15 protein-coding genes are annotated in these 16,597 nt (G+C 72.4%); all 15 read left to right on the forward strand.

Annotation, left to right across the window (positions count from 1 at the left end; all coding sequences use genetic code 11):
• Window positions 1-106 precede the first annotated feature (106 nt).
• The 15 genes from C2L58_RS42580 to C2L58_RS42645 all read left to right on the forward strand — a co-directional run bounded on the left by C2L58_RS42580 (window position 107) and on the right by C2L58_RS42645 (window position 16,569).
• Window positions 107-5,932 carry a type I polyketide synthase gene (locus C2L58_RS42580; RefSeq protein ID WP_103343293.1) on the forward strand — a complete coding sequence of 1,942 codons (5,826 nt, stop codon included), beginning with the start codon at window positions 107-109 and terminating at the stop codon, window positions 5,930-5,932.
• A 2-nt stretch (window positions 5,933-5,934) separates the two neighbouring features.
• On the forward strand, window positions 5,935-6,387 hold the full coding sequence (locus C2L58_RS42585; protein WP_103343294.1) for an acyl-CoA thioesterase: 453 nt from the start codon (window positions 5,935-5,937) through the stop codon (window positions 6,385-6,387).
• Window position 6,388: 1 nt separating this feature from the next.
• Entirely contained in the window at window positions 6,389-6,964 is a 576-nt protein-coding gene (locus C2L58_RS42590) for a flavin reductase family protein (RefSeq protein ID WP_103343295.1), read from the forward strand.
• Window positions 6,965-6,979: 15 nt separating this feature from the next.
• Window positions 6,980-8,041 carry an SDR family NAD(P)-dependent oxidoreductase gene (locus tag C2L58_RS42595; protein ID WP_103343296.1) on the forward strand — a complete coding sequence of 354 codons (1,062 nt, stop codon included), beginning with the start codon at window positions 6,980-6,982 and terminating at the stop codon, window positions 8,039-8,041.
• A gap of 17 nt (window positions 8,042-8,058) precedes the next feature.
• Window positions 8,059-8,250: a DUF6222 family protein gene (locus C2L58_RS42600; protein WP_103343297.1), complete on the forward strand. Its 192-nt coding sequence runs from the start codon at window positions 8,059-8,061 to the stop codon at window positions 8,248-8,250.
• Entirely contained in the window at window positions 8,247-9,944 is a 1,698-nt protein-coding gene (locus tag C2L58_RS42605) for an acyl-CoA carboxylase subunit beta (protein ID WP_103343298.1), read from the forward strand. Before C2L58_RS42600 ends, C2L58_RS42605 begins: the two co-directional genes overlap by 4 nt.
• 10 nt (window positions 9,945-9,954) lie before the next feature.
• Window positions 9,955-10,146: an acyl-CoA carboxylase subunit epsilon gene (locus tag C2L58_RS42610; protein WP_103343299.1), complete on the forward strand. Its 192-nt coding sequence runs from the start codon at window positions 9,955-9,957 to the stop codon at window positions 10,144-10,146.
• 116 nt (window positions 10,147-10,262) lie between these two features.
• Window positions 10,263-10,439, forward strand: coding sequence for a hypothetical protein (locus tag C2L58_RS49565; protein ID WP_158264240.1), 177 nt, complete (start codon window positions 10,263-10,265; stop codon window positions 10,437-10,439).
• Window positions 10,440-10,620: 181 nt separating this feature from the next.
• The gene (locus tag C2L58_RS42615) at window positions 10,621-10,929 is read left to right on the forward strand and encodes a DUF6235 family protein (RefSeq protein ID WP_103343300.1); all 309 of its coding nucleotides are present in this window, start codon (window positions 10,621-10,623) and stop codon (window positions 10,927-10,929) included.
• A gap of 241 nt (window positions 10,930-11,170) precedes the next feature.
• Window positions 11,171-11,650 carry a DUF6423 family protein gene (locus C2L58_RS42620; protein ID WP_103343301.1) on the forward strand — a complete coding sequence of 160 codons (480 nt, stop codon included), beginning with the start codon at window positions 11,171-11,173 and terminating at the stop codon, window positions 11,648-11,650.
• Window positions 11,651-11,690: 40 nt separating this feature from the next.
• Entirely contained in the window at window positions 11,691-13,019 is a 1,329-nt protein-coding gene (locus C2L58_RS42625; protein ID WP_103343302.1) for an NAD(P)-binding protein, read from the forward strand.
• The gene (locus tag C2L58_RS42630) at window positions 13,012-13,476 is read left to right on the forward strand and encodes a DUF6187 family protein (RefSeq protein ID WP_103343303.1); all 465 of its coding nucleotides are present in this window, start codon (window positions 13,012-13,014) and stop codon (window positions 13,474-13,476) included. The genes C2L58_RS42625 and C2L58_RS42630 overlap by 8 nt, the downstream gene beginning before the upstream one ends.
• Window positions 13,448-13,996, forward strand: a complete 549-nt coding sequence (locus C2L58_RS42635; RefSeq protein WP_103343304.1) for a carboxymuconolactone decarboxylase family protein — start codon at window positions 13,448-13,450, stop codon at window positions 13,994-13,996. The genes C2L58_RS42630 and C2L58_RS42635 overlap by 29 nt, the downstream gene beginning before the upstream one ends.
• A gap of 187 nt (window positions 13,997-14,183) precedes the next feature.
• The gene (locus C2L58_RS42640) at window positions 14,184-14,789 is read left to right on the forward strand and encodes a response regulator transcription factor (RefSeq protein ID WP_103343305.1); all 606 of its coding nucleotides are present in this window, start codon (window positions 14,184-14,186) and stop codon (window positions 14,787-14,789) included.
• 223 nt (window positions 14,790-15,012) lie between these two features.
• Window positions 15,013-16,569 (forward strand): MFS transporter, encoded by a 1,557-nt coding sequence (locus C2L58_RS42645; RefSeq protein ID WP_103343306.1) that lies wholly within the window; start codon window positions 15,013-15,015, stop codon window positions 16,567-16,569.
• Window positions 16,570-16,597 lie beyond the last annotated feature (28 nt).

The following is a 16,597-nucleotide window of genomic DNA, read 5'->3' on the forward strand; positions in this document are numbered from 1 at the left end:
ACGGAGACAGGCCGGCGGCGGGACCTCGGGTCCCGCGCCGGCGGACATCGGGGACCCGAAAGTTCCCGTGATTACGGGGCTCGAGAGCCAGTGGGAGTGCGGTGGCATGAGCGTAGAGCGGATTTCGATCGTCGGTATCGGCCTCCGATATCCCGACGCGAGTTCTCCGGAGGACCTCTGGGAAAACGTCCTGGCCGGGCGCCGGGCGTTCCGCAGGCTGCCGGATGAACGGATGAACCGGGCGGACTACTACTCGTCCGACCCCAAAGCGCCTGACCGCTTCTACGCGCAGAAAGCTGCCGTGCTGCGGGACTACGAGTTCGACCGGGTGGCGCACAAGGTCGCCGGCAGCACCTTCCGGTCGACCGACACGACGCACTGGCTGGCCCTCGACGTCGCGGCGCAGGCCCTGGCCGACGCCGGGTTCGCCGAGGGCGAAGGCGCCCCGCGGCAGAGCACCGGTGTCGTCATCGGCAACAGCCTGACCGGGGAGTTCTCCCGGGCGAACATCATGCGGCTGCGCTGGCCGTACGTCCGCCGCACGATCGCCGCGGCGCTGACCGAGCGCGGCTGGGAGGACGACGACACCGCGGACTTCCTGCGGCAGCTCGAGGTCCAGTACAAGGAGCCGTTCCCCGAGATCAACGAGGACAGCCTCGCCGGCGGCCTGGCGAACACCATCGCCGGTCGCGTGTGCAACCACTTCGACTTCGCCGGCGGCGGGTACACCGTCGACGGCGCCTGCTCGTCTTCGCTGCTTTCGGTGGTGACCGCGGCCAACGCGCTCGTCCAGGGCGACCTCGACCTCGCCGTCGCCGGCGGTGTCGACCTCTCGATCGACCCGTTCGAGGTGATCGGGTTCGCGAAGACCGGCGCGCTGGCCAAGACCGAAATGAAGGTCTACGACGCCGGCTCCAACGGCTTCTGGCCCGGCGAGGGCTCGGGCATGCTGGTCCTGATGCGCGAGAGCGACGCGGTCGAGCAGGGCAAGCGGATCTACGCGTCGATCGGCGGCTGGGGCGTCTCCTCCGACGGCAAGGGCGGCATCACGCGGCCCGAGGCGGCCGGGCACCGGCTGGCGCTCAAGCGCGCCTACGACCGCGCCGGCTACGGCGTCGAGACCGTCTCCTACTTCGAGGGGCACGGCACCGGCACCGCGCTGGGCGACGCCACCGAGATCGAGGCGCTGTCCACCGCCCGCCGGGACGCCGACCCGCTGGCCGCGCAGGCCGCGCTGTCGACGATCAAGGGCAACATCGGGCACACCAAGGCCGCGGCCGGCGTGGCCGGCCTCATCAAGGCGACGCTGGCGGTGTACCACCAGGTCATCCCGCCGGCCACCGGGCACTTCGTGCCGCACGAGTCGCTCACCGGCTCCTCGGCCCGGATGTACGTCCCGGGCGCCGCGGCACTGTGGCCGGAAGACCAGCCGGTCCGCGCCGGGGTGTCCGCGATGGGCTTCGGCGGGATCAACTCGCACATCACGGTCACCGAGGCGCCGACCGCGTCCCGCCGCCGCGAACTCGACGAGCGGGCCCGCGCACTGGTCGCCGGCCGGCAGGACGCCGAGCTGCTGCTGTTCGACGCCGACGACGTCGCGACCCTGCGCGGGAGCATCGTCGCGACGCTGGAAATCGTGCCGAAGCTGTCGTTCGCCGAGCTGACCGACCTCGCCGGCTCGCTGGCCGGGGAGCTGTCGGGCAAGCCGGTGCGCGCCGCGGTCGTCGCGGGCAACCCGGAGCAGGCCGAGCGGAAGCTGACCAAGCTCCTCGAAGAGCTCGAGTCGGGCGACGCGGTCTTCGACGGCAACGACGGCATCTTCGCGAGCAGCCGGACCTCCGCGCCGAAGATCGGCTACCTGTTCCCGGGCCAGGGGTCCGGACAGGGCGGGGACAGCGCGCTGCGCCGCCGGTTCACCGCGGCCGACGAGATCCACCACATCGCCGCGCTGCCGGTCACCGGCGACCAGATCGCCACCGAGGTGGCCCAGCCGCGGATCGTCACCGGCTCGCTGGCCGGGCTGCGCGTGCTGCGCTCGTTCGGCATCGAGGCCTCGACCGCCACCGGGCACAGCCTCGGCGAGCTGACCGCGCTGCACTGGGCCGGCGCGCTCGACGAGCGGTCGCTGATCGAGCTGGCGAAGATCCGCGGCAAGGTGATGGCCACGACGGCGGGCGAGGGCACCGGCGCGATGGCCGGGATCGTCGCTTCGCCCGGCCGCGTCGAAGCACTGGGCCTCGGCGACGACGTCGTCATCGCCGGGTACAACGCGCCCGGGCAGACCGTCATCTCCGGGCCCGCCGAGGCGATCGACCGCATCGTCGAGCAGGCCAAGGCCCAGGGCGTCGGCGCGACCCGGCTCAAGGTCTCGCACGCCTTCCACTCGCCGGCCGTCGAACCGGCCGCGAACGCGATGACCGAGCGGCTGGGCGAGTTCGACTTCTCCCGGCTGGAACGACCGGTCGTGTCCACCGTCAGCGGTGACGTCCTGCACGCCGCGGAGAACCTGCCCGAGCTGCTGCGCGAACAGATCGTGCTGCCGGTCCGCTTCCGCGAGGCCGCCGCGAAGGTCGCCGAGCGCAGCGACCTGGTGGTCGAGGTCGGCCCCGGCCGGGTGCTGAGCGGCCTGTTCGAGGAGACCGTGCCGGAAACGCCGGTGCTGGCGATCGACACGGACAACGCGTCGCTGGCCGGCCTGCTCGGAGTCCTCGGCGCGGCCTACGCGCTCGGCGCGCGGGTTTCCCTGGACGCCCTGTTCACGGACCGCGTCATCCGGCCGCTGCCGGTCGACGGCGAATTCCGCTTCCTGGCCAGCCCGTGCGAAGCCGCCCCCTCGATCGACAGCGAACTCGCTGCCGAGCTGGCGGCGGAAAACGCGCAGGACGCCGAGGACGGCGCCGCGACCGAAGGCGACGGCACCTCGACGCTGGACCTGCTGCGCAAGCTCGCCGCCGAGCACGTCGAGCTGCCGCTGGAGACGGTCACCGCCGACACGCACCCGCTCGACGACCTGCACCTGTCGTCGATCACGGTCGGGCAGCTGGTCAACGACGTCACCCGGGCGCTGGGCCGGCCCGCGCTGGAGGGGATGCCGAACTTCGCGACGGTCTGCCTCGGCGAGCTCGCCGAGATGATCGACGAGCTGGCGGAGACGGAGAAGCCGGGCGATTCCTCCGGTTCGGAAGAGGCCCCGGGCGTCGGGCCGTGGGTCCGGCCGTTCGCGGTCGAGCACGTGCCGGCGCCGCGGCCGGTCGCGGACCGCACCCCCGGGGACGCCCACGACGAATGGCAGGCCTTCTCGACGCCGGGGCACCCGCTGTCCGAGCCGCTGAAGGCCGCGCTCGCCGCGGCCGGCACCGGCGACGGCGTGCTGCTCTGCCTGCCGGCGGACTGCGACGCCGAGCACGTGGGCCTGTTCCTCGAGGCCGCCCGTGCCGTCATGGCCGCCCCCAACGGCACGCGGTTCGTGGTCGTGCACCACGGCTACGGCGCCGCCGGCCTGGCCAGGACCCTGCGGCTCGAGGACCCCTCGGCCAAGACGACGATCGTGGACCTCGCCGACCCGGCTCCCTCCGGCAAGGACGCGGTTTCCGAAGCCGTCCGCACCGTGGTGGCCGAGGTGGCCGCGACCACGGACTTCACCGAAGCCCACTACAGCGCCGACGGAAAGCGCACGGTGCCGCGGCTGTCCGCGCTGCCGGCGCCGGAAGCCGGGCCGATCCGCGACTCGCTGGACGCCTCCGACGTCCTGCTCGTCACCGGCGGCGGCAAGGGCATCACCGCGGAGAGCGCGCTGGCGCTGGCCGAGGACTCCGGCGCCAGGCTGGCCCTGCTCGGGCGCAGCGACCCGGAGTCCGACACCGAGCTGGCGGAGAACCTCGACCGGATGGAGGCGGCGGGCATCCGCTACCGCTACGAGCGTGCCGACGTCACCGACGCGGCGCAGGTCGCGGAGGCGGTCGCCCGGATCGACGCCGACCTCGGCCCGGTCACCGCGGTGCTGCACGGCGCCGGCCGCAACGAACCGGCTGCCCTCTTCAGCCTGACCGAGGACACCTTCCGCAAGACCCTCGCGCCGAAGATCGACGGCCTCAAGGCCGTGCTCGCCGCGGTGGACCCGGACAAGATCAAGCTCCTGGTCACCTTCGGCAGCATCATCGGCCGGGCGGGCCTGCGCGGTGAAGCGCACTACGCCACGGCCAACGACTGGATGACCGAGCTGACCGTGCGCTTCGGCCAGGAGCACCCGCAGGCGCGGGCGATCGCGCTGGAGTGGTCGGTCTGGTCGGGCACCGGCATGGGCGAGAAGCTCGGCGTCGTGTCCGCCCTGATGCGGGACGGCATCACGCCGATCCCGACCGAGGAGGGCATCACCATCCTCCGCCAGGTGCTGGCCGACCCGGCCACCCCGTCGGTGCTGGTGGTCTGCGGCCGCACGTCGGGACTGGTCACGCTGCCGATCCAGCGGCGCGAGCTGCCGCTGACCCGGTTCGTCGACCGCGCGGTCGTGCACTACCCGGGGGTCGAGCTGATCACCGAGGCCGACCTCTCCGACGGCAGCGACCCGTACCTGACCGACCACCTCCTCGACGGGAAGCTGCTGTTCCCGGCGGTGCTCGGCATGGAGGCCATGACGCAGGCCGCGGCGGCGACGCTGGACCGCACCGGCACCCCGGTGCTCTCCGACGTCGAGTTCCTCCGGCCGATCATCGTCTCCCCGGGCGGGTCGACCACGATCCGGCTGGCCACGCTGGCCCGGGACGCGGACACCGTGGACGTCGTCATCCGCAGTGACGAGACCGGCTTCAGCGCCGACCACTTCCGGGCGCGGCTGAGCTTCGCGCGGCCGGAGGAGCTCGGTGAGCGGGCCGCTCGTGACGTCGCGTTGCCGCCGGTCCCGGTGGAGCCGATCAGCGAGCTGTACGGCTCGGTCCTGTTCCAGGGCAAGCGGTTCCAGCGCGTCCTCGGCTACCGGCGGGCGAGCGCCCGGCACGCCGTCGCCGAGATCGCGACGACCGCGAACGTCAGCTGGTTCGCGCCGTTCCTGCCCCAGGAGCAGTTGCTGGCCGACCCCGGCACCCGGGACGCGATGATGCACGCGATCCAGTGCTGCGTCCCGGACGCGACGCTGCTGCCGCAGGGCATCGAGAAGCTGTACCTGGCCGAACCCGGCCGCCAGCACGACGAATTCGTCCTGCTGGACGCGAAGGAACGCTCCCAGGACGGCGACAGCTACGTCTACGACCTCGACGTGCGCAACCCGGACGGGACGCTGGTCGAGCGGTGGGAAGGGCTGCAGCTGCGCGCGGTCCGCAAGCGTGACGGCGCCGGGCCGTGGGTCCCGTCGATGCTCGGGTCCCACGTGGAGCGTGCCTGCGAGCGGCTGCTCGGCGGGACGCGGTCGGTGGTCCTCGAGCCCGACCCCGCCGGCCGGCCGGCGGAGGGCGTCGCCGAACGCCGGGCGCAGACCGCGCTGGCGGTGGGTCGCGCGGTCGACCACCCGGTCGAGATCCGCTACCGCCCCGACGGCAAGCCCGAGTGCGACGAGGGGAACGTCACCGCGTCGCACACCTCGCAGCTGACCCTCGCGGTCGCCGGCGCCGACCAGGTCGCCTGCGACATCGAGACGGCGGTCGAACGCACCGAAGAGGACTGGGCCGGGTTGCTGGGCGAGGAGCTCATCGCCCTCGGCCGGCTGCTGGCCGCGGACACCGGCGAGCCGATCAGCGTGGCCAACACGCGGGTCTGGAGTGCGGTGGAGTGCGTGCGCAAGACCGGCTCGATGACCCAGGCACTCACCGTGCGCCAGGTCGACGCCGACGGCTGGGCGCTGCTCGCCTGCGGCAACGCCCTGATCGCCACCTGGTCGACCACCGTCAACGACCGGACCGACCCGATCGTGTTCGCCGTGCTCCACGCGGAGGGGAACTGAAGATGACCGGCTACTACGAGATCCGCCACACGGTCGGCTTCGAAGAGACCAACCTGGTGGGCAACGTCTACTACGTCAACTACGTGCGCTGGCAGGGCCGGTGCCGCGAGATGTTCCTGAAGGACAAGGCACCCGCGGTGCTCGAAGAGGTCCGGCACGACCTCAAGCTGTTCACCCTCAAGGTGGAATGCGAGTTCTTCGCCGAGATCACGGCGTTCGACGAGCTGTCCATCCGGATGCGGCTGGAGGAGCAGACCTCGACGCAGATCCAGTTCGCCTTCGACTACGTCCACCTCACCGAAGACGGTGAGGAGCGGCTGGTGGCGAGGGGACGGCAGCGCATCGCCTGCATGCGCGGGCCCAACACGAACACCGTGCCGTCGCGGGTCCCCGAGCAGCTGCAGAAGGCGCTGGAGCCCTATTCGACGGCGGCGGTCAACGGCAAGGGAGCCTGACGTGGGCCACGAAACGGAGGCCGCCGAACGGGCCCACGTGCTGAAGCGGGTGCCGACGTCCTCGTCACGCCGCGGGATCTCGGCCCAGTCCGGGCTGCGCCAGGCCTTGGGGCAGTTCGCGACCGGGGTGACCGTGCTGACGGCGGGCGGCGAGGACGCGCACGGGATGACCGCGAACGCGTTCACGTCGGTGTCGCTCGAACCGCCGATGGTGCTGTGCTGCGTGTCGAAGGCGGCCCGGATGCACTCGTCGATCGTCACGGCGGGCTCGTTCGGGGTGAACATCCTGGCCGCCGAGCAGGAAGACGTCTCGAAGTACTTCGCCGACTGGCGGCGTCCCGGCGGGATGGCGCAGTTCGAAGCGGTCGGGTACACGACGGGCCGGAAAACGGGGTCGCCCCTGCTCACCGGCGCACTGGCGTGGCTGGAGTGCGAGCTGGCCGAGGTGCTGGAAGGCGGCGACCACTCGATCTTCCTCGGGCAGGTCGTCGCCACCAGCCGCGGCACCGGCGAGCAGGCGCTCGTCTTCTACGGCGGCGGTTACCACCGGATCGACGGCCACGCCCGCGCGGCCTGAGGGGAGGGAAAGGTCATGCTGATCGCGGTCACCGGCGGCACCGGCTTCCTCGGTGCCCACACGGTCGCGGCGCTGCTGCGGCGGGGGCACCGGGTCCGGCTGCTCGCCCGGGACGCGAGCGGCGTGGCCCGCGCACTGGCCGGGCTCGGCACCGATTCGTCCACTGTGGACGTCCAGGTCGGCGACGTCGCGGACCCCGCGGTGGCCGGGCGGCTGGTGGCCGGGGCGGACGCGCTGCTGCACGCGGCGGGCGTCTACACCTTCGACAGCAGGCGGAAGGCCGAGCTGTGGCGGGTGAACGCCGAAGGCACCGAGGTCGTCCTCGGCGCCGCCCGGCGGGCGGGGACCGGCCGGATCGTGCACGTCTCGACGGTCGGGGCGCTCTACCCGACGGACCGGCCGGCGATCGGGCCGGCGAGCCCGGTCGGCGAGCCGCGGGAGCCCTACCTCGCGTCGAAGGCCGCGGCCGAGCGGATCGCGCGGCAGCACCGGGCCGGCGGCGCGCCCGTAACCATCACCTACCCGCCGGCGCTGCTCGGGCCCCACGACCCGCACCTCGGCGACCAGAACGCGCGGCTGCGGGACCTGCTGCGCGGGCTGATGCCGATCTGGCCGTCCGGTGGCCTGCCCATCGGCGACGTCCGGGACTCCGCCGAGCTGCACGCGAGGCTGCTCGGGGAGCCCGCGACGGCCGCGCCCGCGGCGTTCGGGCCGGGCCGCTTCCTGACCACGCGCGAGTACCTCGCCGCGGCGCGGTCGGCGACCGGGCGGCGCCTGCCGGCGGTCTTCCTGCCACCGGCGGCGATGGCGCCGGTCGGGCGGCTGGCCGACCTGGTGCAGCACGCCTGGCCGTGGCACATCCCGGCCGAGTACGGCGCGATCTACGTCTGCGCCACCGCCGCCCCCGTCGACGGGGACGCACCCACCGGAGGCGTCCGGGCGCGGCCCGCCGGCGACACCGTGCGCGACACGGTGGCCTGGCTGCACGCCACCGGACGGCTCACCGCGCGGCAGGCGGGTGCCGCCGCGCGGCCGGAAACCGCGGCGCGGATCCCCGCGCAACCGCGAACGCAGTGACGGAAGGAGTTCCCGCGATGACCGCAAACAGCGAAGCCACCGGTGCCTTCGGAGTCGTCCGGCCGATGCCCGGCCCCGTGCCGAGCGAGCCGCCGGCCGAGGTGCCGATCCGCCCGGTGCCCCGGCTCGGCCGCGGCATCGTGTGGTCCGACATCGTCGCCGAGATCGCCCGGGACGCCGACGAACCCGGGATGAGGGATGCCGCGTGAGCGGAGCCCGGGATTCCGGCGCGCGGCGGGCGGACCTGCCGCCGGCCGACGGGCCGGTCCGGCCCGTCCGCCGCCGCGCGGACGGGCCGCCGGCCGGGTCCGGCGACGCCAAGGTGATCGAATTCGCCAGGGCGGCCGAGCAGGCACCACCCGGTCCGCCGACCATGCGCGTGCTCCGGCAGCGGCGTGACGAGCTGCGCGCGCGCATCGTCGCCGGCCGGCCCGACGGGGTCCACCGGCAGCACTCCCTCGGCAAGCTCACCGCCCGTGAGCGGCTCGCGCTGCTGCTCGACGACGACTCCTTCGTCGAACTCGAGCCCTACCGCCGCCCGGCCGGTGCCACGGCGGCCCGTCCGCACACCGACGGCGTCGTCGCCGGGTCCGGCACCATCGACGGGCGCCGGGTGTTCGTCTACGCGCAGGACTTCACGCTCTTCGGGGGCTCGCTCGGCGAAGCGCACGCGGCGAAGATCCACAAGGTGCTCGACCTCGCGGTGGCCGCCGGCGCGCCGGTGATCGGGCTCAACGACAGCGGGGGCGCGCGGATCCAGGAAGGCGTGCTGGCGCTGAACGGCTACGGCGGGATCTTCCGCCGCCAGGTCGACGCGTCCGGCGTGATCCCCCAGATCAGCGTGATCGTCGGGCCGTGCGCCGGTGGCGCGGCGTACTCGCCGGCCCTGGCGGACTTCACGTTCATGGTCCGCGACACCGCGCGGATGTACCTCACCGGGCCGGACGTCGTGGCCGCGGTGAGCGGGGAGCAGGTGAGCCACGAGGACCTCGGCGGTGCCGACGTGCACGGCATGCACTCCGGTGTCGCCACCGTCGTCCACGACGACGAGGAGACGTGCCTCGAGGACGTCCGGTACCTCGTCTCCCTGCTGCCGTCGAACTACCTCGAGCCGGCCCCGGCGGCCGCGCCGACCGGCGCCAAGGACGACCACCGGCCGAAGCTGGCCGAGCTCGTCCCGGTGGAGCCCAACCAGCCGTACGACATGCGGGACGTGTTCGCCGAACTGGCCGACGAGGGCGAGTTCTTCGAGCTGCACGAGGGCTGGGCCAAGAACGTGCTGTGCGCCCTCACGCGGATCGACGGCCGGGTCGTCGGCCTGGTCGGCAACCAGCCGATGGTGTTCGCCGGGGTGCTCGACGGGCCGGCGTCGCAGAAGGCCGCCCGGTTCGTGCGGTTCTGCGACGCGTTCGGCATCCCGCTGGTGAGCCTGGTCGACGTGCCCGGGTTCCTGCCCGGCGTGGAGCAGGAGCGCGGCGGGATCATCCGCCAGGGCGCGCAGCTGCTGCACGCCTACTGCGAAGCGACGGTGCCCCGGATCCAGGTCGTCCTGCGCAAGGCCTACGGCGGGGCGTACATCGTGATGGACTCGCGCTCGATCGGCTGCGACCTGTCCCTGGCCTGGCCGACCAACCAGATCGCGGTGATGGGTGCCGAGGGCGCGGTGAACGTGCTGCACCGGCGGGAGCTGGCGGACGCGGACGACCCGGACGCGGTGCGCGCCGAGCTGGTCGCCGAGTACACCGAGGAGTTCCTGCACCCGCAGTACGCCGCCGAACGCGGGCTGGTCGACGACATCGTCGATCCCGCGGAGACCCGGGCCGCCCTGGCCCGCGGCCTGGAGATGCTGCAGGACAAGCGCAAGCCGGGACCGGCTCGCAAACACGGCAACCAGCCGATCTGAGGGAGGGGCGATGGCGGAACTGCGAGTGCTGCGCGGCGAGCCGTCCGCCGAGGAGCTGGCGGCGCTGGTCGTGGTCCTGTGGGGCGTGCTGGGCCGCGCCGGCCCGGACGGCGAAGACCCGCCCCCGCGGGGCTGGGCCGACCGGGCGGCCGCGGTCCCCGGGCGCCCCGGCGCGTGGCGGCGGTCCGGCCTGCCGGGGTGAGCCGACGGCGGCCGCCCGTGACCTGCCCCATCACCGCCGGACCGCGGTCCGGCCGGTCCTCGAGCCCCCGCGGGCATGGCGGGGAGTCGCAACCACTGGGAAACGGAGGAAACGCCATGGCAGCAGCAGGATCATCCAGCGCACGGCGCCAGGCGGAAGCGGGACCGGCCGGCGCGAACCGCCGGGCGGAAGCGTACGGACGGGTGGCGGAGGGTCGTGGCCGGCCGCGGGCCCGGCGGGCCCCCGCGGTGCGCGAGTACCTGCGCGAGCACATCGTGCTCGGGTACAACTGACGGCTCCGGGCGGGCACCGCGCGTGCCCGCCCGCGCCGGACCGCACGTACGGAGATGCCCGGCCCGCCGGGCCGGCGGGACACTTGAGGTTCTCGGAGCCGGCGTGTCGGCAGACCGTCGGCGGGGCCAGGCCCGCCGGGATGCCGGACACCCGGCGGAGGTTCGGTTGGGAGGCCGGAGGATGGCGATGCGCCTCCAGCTCACCGCGGGCGTGAACGTGCTCGACGAATGGGCCGAGACGGCGACACAGACGGAGCTGAACCTTGTCTACGAAGCGTTGTTCGCCATCGCGGACGGTTCCGCTTTTCTCGTGTACGACGTTTTCGGCGACCCTCGGAATCCCGGGAATTTCGTTATTCTGGTGAAGCCGCAACTGGTGCTCAAGGTCATGGTCCAGCGCGCGGAATCGGCATTCTCGATTTGTTACGTCGGTGCGCACGAGGACGACGCCCAGGCGTCCACCCGGACGAAGCGCCGCAACCGGGAGTGACCGCCGGACCAGCCACTGTGGGCCGAACGGGCCAACGGGGCCGCCCTGTGATCACCCAGGAGGAATACCGGTGCCGACCATGCATTTCTCACCTTGACAGCGTCTCTCGTGGTGTGTAAGCCTTTGGGCGTTCGTGAATCGAAACGTTATTCATGGGGGATAGCGAGGAGGCTCCAGCGTGTCTTCGCCTGAATTGCCAGGACTCGACGTTTCCAGCCGGGTACGTGCCCGGGACATCCAGATGACCGGCGTCGCCGACGTCACCCGCCGGGTGCTCATGATCACCGGTGCGATCGACACGACCGACCACGACGTCTCGGTCAGCGTTTCCCTGCCCGCGGCGGGCCGCTGGCAGGTCATCAAGTCCGAGACCAACCTCACCGACCAGACGTGGGTGGCGATGCAGGCCGTCCTCGACGAGGATTCCGTGTTCCTCGACGACGAGCCGCTGATGTCGCCCCAGTTCGCGAAGAGCTTCATGACGCCGGATCAGCGGCGCCTCACCTTCTACGACGGCGAGGTCCGGCCCGGCGAGGCCGTGCTCAAGACGTATTCGATGGAAGCCGGCGGCGACAAGCCGACGTACTTCTACTCGCGCTACAGCCCGATCGCGACCGACAGCACCGAGCAGTCCAGCCAGACCCTCGAAGAGCTGGTCACCAACGGGATGACCCAGCGGCCGGTCATCGAGCTGATCGTGCCCGTCACGGTGCTCGGCTGAACCGCGCCCTGGTGCCGGTGGCCGGAGGACGGGGGAGTACGTGATCACGTTCGTGCCCGGACCCCACCTGCTGGACTCACCGCGGGGCCGCCCCTGGCCACGGCTGCCCGCGCCGCCGGTGACGACCTCGGCCGCAACGCCCCGCGCCACGGCCGACGTCGTGGTCGTCGGGGCCGGGCCCGCCGGGCTCGCGGTCGCGTCGGCGTTGTGGCACCACGGTGTCGACGACGTCGTGGTCGTGGACCGCGACGGCCGGCCGTGCGGCCGGTTCTTCGAGCGGATCGACCGGCTCGGGCAACGGGTGCTGCGCTCGCCCTACGAGCACCACCCCGGTGTGGAGGGCTTCCGCGACTGCGAGCTGCTCGACTTCGCCCGGCTGCACTGGGGGCGCCTGACCGCCGTCGAACGGCGTGAGATCCGGATGGCGCAGGCCGGCCACCGGTCGGTGGTCCCGGTCGACGTGTTCGAGGCGTACTGCGCGCACCTGGTGGCGAGCCACCACGTCGCGGAGAAGACCTGGCGCGGCACGGTCCGCGAAGTCCTGCCGACCGCCGACGCGGTGACCGTCCGCGCCGACCGGTTCACCGTCACCGCGGCCCACGCCGTGCTCTGCCTCGGCGAGGAACGTCAGGACGCCCCGGCCTCGTGGTGGGGCGGCGGGCGACCGCCGGCCGGCGTGTCGTACTGGGACGAGCCGGTGCCGGCGGGCGAGCGGCGGATCGTCGTCGGGGCCGGGCTCACCGCGGCGCACCTGATCAGCGGTGCGCTGGACGCCGGCCGCGAGGTGCACTGGGTGATCCGCGGGGACGGCGAGCACTACCAGTGCGCCGACGTCAATTCGTCGTTCTTCCGCCCCGAGGGCCGGAAAAGGTTCGACAGCGTCGGCTGGGCCGACCGGCTCGGCCTGATGGGCCGGTTCCGCCGCGCGTCGATCATGTTCGAGTTCCGCCCCCTTTTCGAGCGCGCCGAGGCCGCCGGGCAGCTCGTCGTGCACCGCGGGCAGGCCGTCGAACGGATCACCACCGGCACCGGCGGCACGGTGGCCGTGCGGCTTGACGGCGGCCGGGCCGTCACCGGCGACCACGTGGTGCTCGCGCTGGGCACCACGCCGTCGATCGGCACCGGGCTCCTGCCGGACGAGGTGGTCGGCGCGCGCGACGGCTGGCCGGCGCTGGACGAACGGACCATGGCCTTCGAGCGGGCCCCGCGCGTTTCGGTGATCGGCGCGGCCGCGGGGATGGTCCTCGGCCCGGCGGCCCGGAACATCGACGGGCACCGGGTCGCGACGGCCCGGGTCGCCGCCGCCGTGGCGGCCGCGGTCCGTGCCGAGCGGCCCGCGGCCGTGCACCGGGAGGCCGTCGGTGTCTGAGTACGTGGACAGCCGGTTCGCCCTGCCCGAAGTCGACGCGCCGGCGGGCACCGAGGTCGGGGTCATCCTGCTCGGCCTCGAGGCCGACCGGCTGCTCGCCGGCCTCGGCCTGGCCCGGCTGGCCGACGATCCCGCGCTGGTCACCCAAGCGGTCGACCAGGCCCGCCACGGCGTCGCCGGCTTCACCCTGTCCGGGCTGGTCGCCGGGGGCGCCGAGCACTGGCGCTCGCTGCGCCGGACGCTCGAATTCCCGGCCCGCCCGAACCCCGGGTCGCACCGGCAGGAGTGGGCGCGAGCCGCCGGGCGGGTCGCCGCCGCGCTCCCGGACGCTGGTCCGGCCACGATCGCCTACCTGACCGCCTGCGCGCTGCGCCGCGGTGACGTCGACGAGCTCGCCGACGCACCGATCGAGACGGAGGATCCCTTCGATGTCCTACCTGAAGTCCCTGCCGGCTGAGACGACGCTGCTCCAGGTCTTCCGCGCCTACCCCGGCCCGGCGAAGCACCTGCTGGCCTTCCACGAGGAGGTGCTGCGCGGCGAGTCGCCGTTCACACCGGGCGAACGGGAGCTGATCGCGGCCTACGTGTCCGGGCTGAACAGCTGCGACTACTGCCACGGGATCCACACCGTCACCGCCGAGGCGTTCGGTGTCCCGGAAGGCCTGCTCTCCGCGGCCGTCGCGGATCTGGCTTCGTCCCCCGTGGACGCCCGGCTCAAGCCGGTGCTGGCCTACGTCGGCAAGCTGACCCGGACCCCGGCCCGGATGACCGAGGCCGACGCCGAAGCGGTGTTCGCGGCCGGGTGGGACGAGCGTGCGCTGCACGACGCCGTGCTGGTCTGCGCGTTGTTCAACTTCATGAACCGGATGGTCGAGGGCGTCGGCATCCGAGCGGACGCGGCGTACACGGCCGAATCGGGGAAACGGCTCAGGGAAGTCGGCTACGCGGGTCTCGCGGGGCTGCTCGCCGAAGCTTGATCCGCTGCGGCGCAACGAAAAACCGAAAGTGATTGCCGCGAGCGCAAAACAAACTCCGCCTGCCACGCAGCGCACCTGAAACGTGACGCGCTGTCGAAATCCGGAAAGAGTACCCCGATCGCGCGGCGGAAAACCCGCGTCGGTGTTTAACTTATACCAGGGGGTTTCGGGGGACTGGGGAGCGCAGGTGATCAAGGTCATCGTCGCCGAGGACATGAATATCGTCCGTGGAGCACTTGTCGCGTTGCTGCGTCTCGAAGCCGACATAGAGATCGTCGCGGAGGTCGCCAGCGGCGACGAAATACTGCCGTCCGCCAAGGCGACCGGCGCCGAGGTCGCGATCATCGACATCGACCTGCCGGGCAAGGACGGGCTGACCGCCGCCGGCGAGCTGCACGAGCAACTGCCCGGCTGCCGCACGTTGATCCTCACCAGCCTCGGCAGACCGGGCACCCTGCGCCGGGCCCTGGCCGCCAAGGTCAGCGGGTTCCTGCTCAAGGACGCGCCGCCGGAAAGGCTCGCCAACGCCGTGCGCGGGGTGGCCTCGGGCCGCCGCATGATCGACGGCGACCTCGCGCTCGCGGCGTGGGACGCCGCCGACTGCCCGCTCACCGGACGCGAGATCGACGTGCTGCGGCTGACCGCCGAGGGGTACGAGACGGTCGAAGTCGCGGCGCGGCTGTACCTCTCGGCCGGCACGGTGCGCAACTACCTGACCACGGTGGTCGCGAAGCTCAACGCGCGCAACCGCGTCGACGCGATCAGGATCGCGAAGGAATCCGGCTGGCTCTGAGCACCGTCCACACGGGACACTCCGGCCGAACCGCCGGTGGGTGAAGCGGGCTGGAGGCTGACCGCCGACCGGAACAGTCCCCCGAACCGGTGAATCACCAGCACACTTTGGAAGATGCGCTGACGCCCACGGAGAGTACATCATCGGTTGCGGTCGGTGTGACCAGCGTCGCACCGGGGTATTCCGCAGATCGAGGTCTGCCCGTGCGAGGAGGGGATCTTTCATGACTTCTGTGCCAGCCCAGGCCACGAGGCGGGAATGGCTGGGGCTCGCTGTGCTCGCGTTGCCGACGTTGCTGCTCGCGATCGATCTCTCGGTCACGTACCTGGCGATCCCGCAGCTGACGGCGGAGCTCGACGCGGGCCCCGCACAGCTGCTGTGGATCGCCGACATCTACGGGTTCCTGCTGGCCGGGTTCCTCATCACGATGGGCACCCTCGGTGACCGGATCGGGCGGCGGAAACTGCTGCTGACCGGCGCGGCGTTGTTCAGCGTCGCGTCGGTGCTGGCCGCTTTCTCGCAAAGTCCGGAGATGCTGATCATCGCCCGGGCGCTGCTGGGCGTCGCCGGCGCTTCGCTCAGTCCGTCCACCCTCGCGTTGATCACGAACATGTTCAAGGACCCCAAGCAGCGAGCCGTCGCGTTCGCGGTGTGGGTGAGCTGCTTCATGGGTGGCACGGCGCTCGGTCCGCTGGTCGGTGGCGTGCTGCTGCACTTCTTCTGGTGGGGCTCGGTCTTCCTGGTCGGCGTACCGGTGATGATCGTGCTGCTGATCACCGGGCCGATCTTCCTGCCCGAGTTCCGCGACCCGGACGCCGGCAAGATGGACCTGGTCAGCGTGCTGTTGTCGCTGTTCGCGATCCTGCCGGTCATCTACGGCATCAAGGACCTCGCCGCGAACGGCGTCACCGTCGTCCCGTTCGTCACGATCGTGGCCGGGCTCGCGGTCGGTGTGCTGTTCGTGCGCCGCCAGGCCACCATCGAAAACCCGCTGCTGGACCTGCGGATGTTCGCCAACCGCTCGTTCAGCCTGCCGGCCCTGTCCCTGATGCTGAACTCGGTGGCCATGAGCGGGGTCGCGCTGCTCGTCGTCCAGCACTTCGAGCTGGTCGAGGACGTCGGCCCGCTGACCGCCGGGCTGCTGATGGCGCCGCCGTCGCTGGCGGTCATCGCGAGCTCCATGCTCGCGCCGAAGCTCGCCCGCCGCTACCGGCCCGCCTACGTGATCGCCGGCGGCATGGCGGTCACCGCGGTCGGCTGCCTCATGCTGGTGTGGGCCGACTCGTCCGGGTCGATCCTGCTGGTCGAGAGCGGTTACCTGCTCGGCGTGCTGGGTATCGGCCCGATGGTCGCGCTCGCCACGGACCTGATCGTGGGCCAGGCGGAGCCGGAGAAGGCCGGCGCGGCGGGCGCGATCAAGGAAACCGCCGACAACCTCGGCTTCGCGCTCGGTGCCGCGTTGCTGGGCAGTGTCACGACCGCCGTCTACCGGCACACGCTCGAGATCCCGGCCGACGCCAGTTCGGCCGGCAACCAGGCGTCGAAGACGCTCGCCGAGGCGGTCGCGTCGGCGGACAAGCTGCCACCGGACGCGGCCCGGTCGCTGCTGTCGGCCGCCAGGTCCGCGTACGACAGCGGGCTCAACGTGTCCGCCGCGATCGGGGCCGTGATCGCCGTCACGGTGCTGGTCCTGGTGGTGGCCACGCTGCGGCACATCCCGCCGGCGGCCCGGAAGGAAGAGCTCGCGGCCGAGGAGCGGGAAAAGGCCGGACGGGCCTGACACCGCGCACAGATCGATGGCGCTGACC

The sequence above is a fragment of the Amycolatopsis sp. CA-126428 genome (assembly GCF_002904335.1).
Lineage (GTDB): Bacteria > Actinomycetota > Actinomycetes > Mycobacteriales > Pseudonocardiaceae > Amycolatopsis.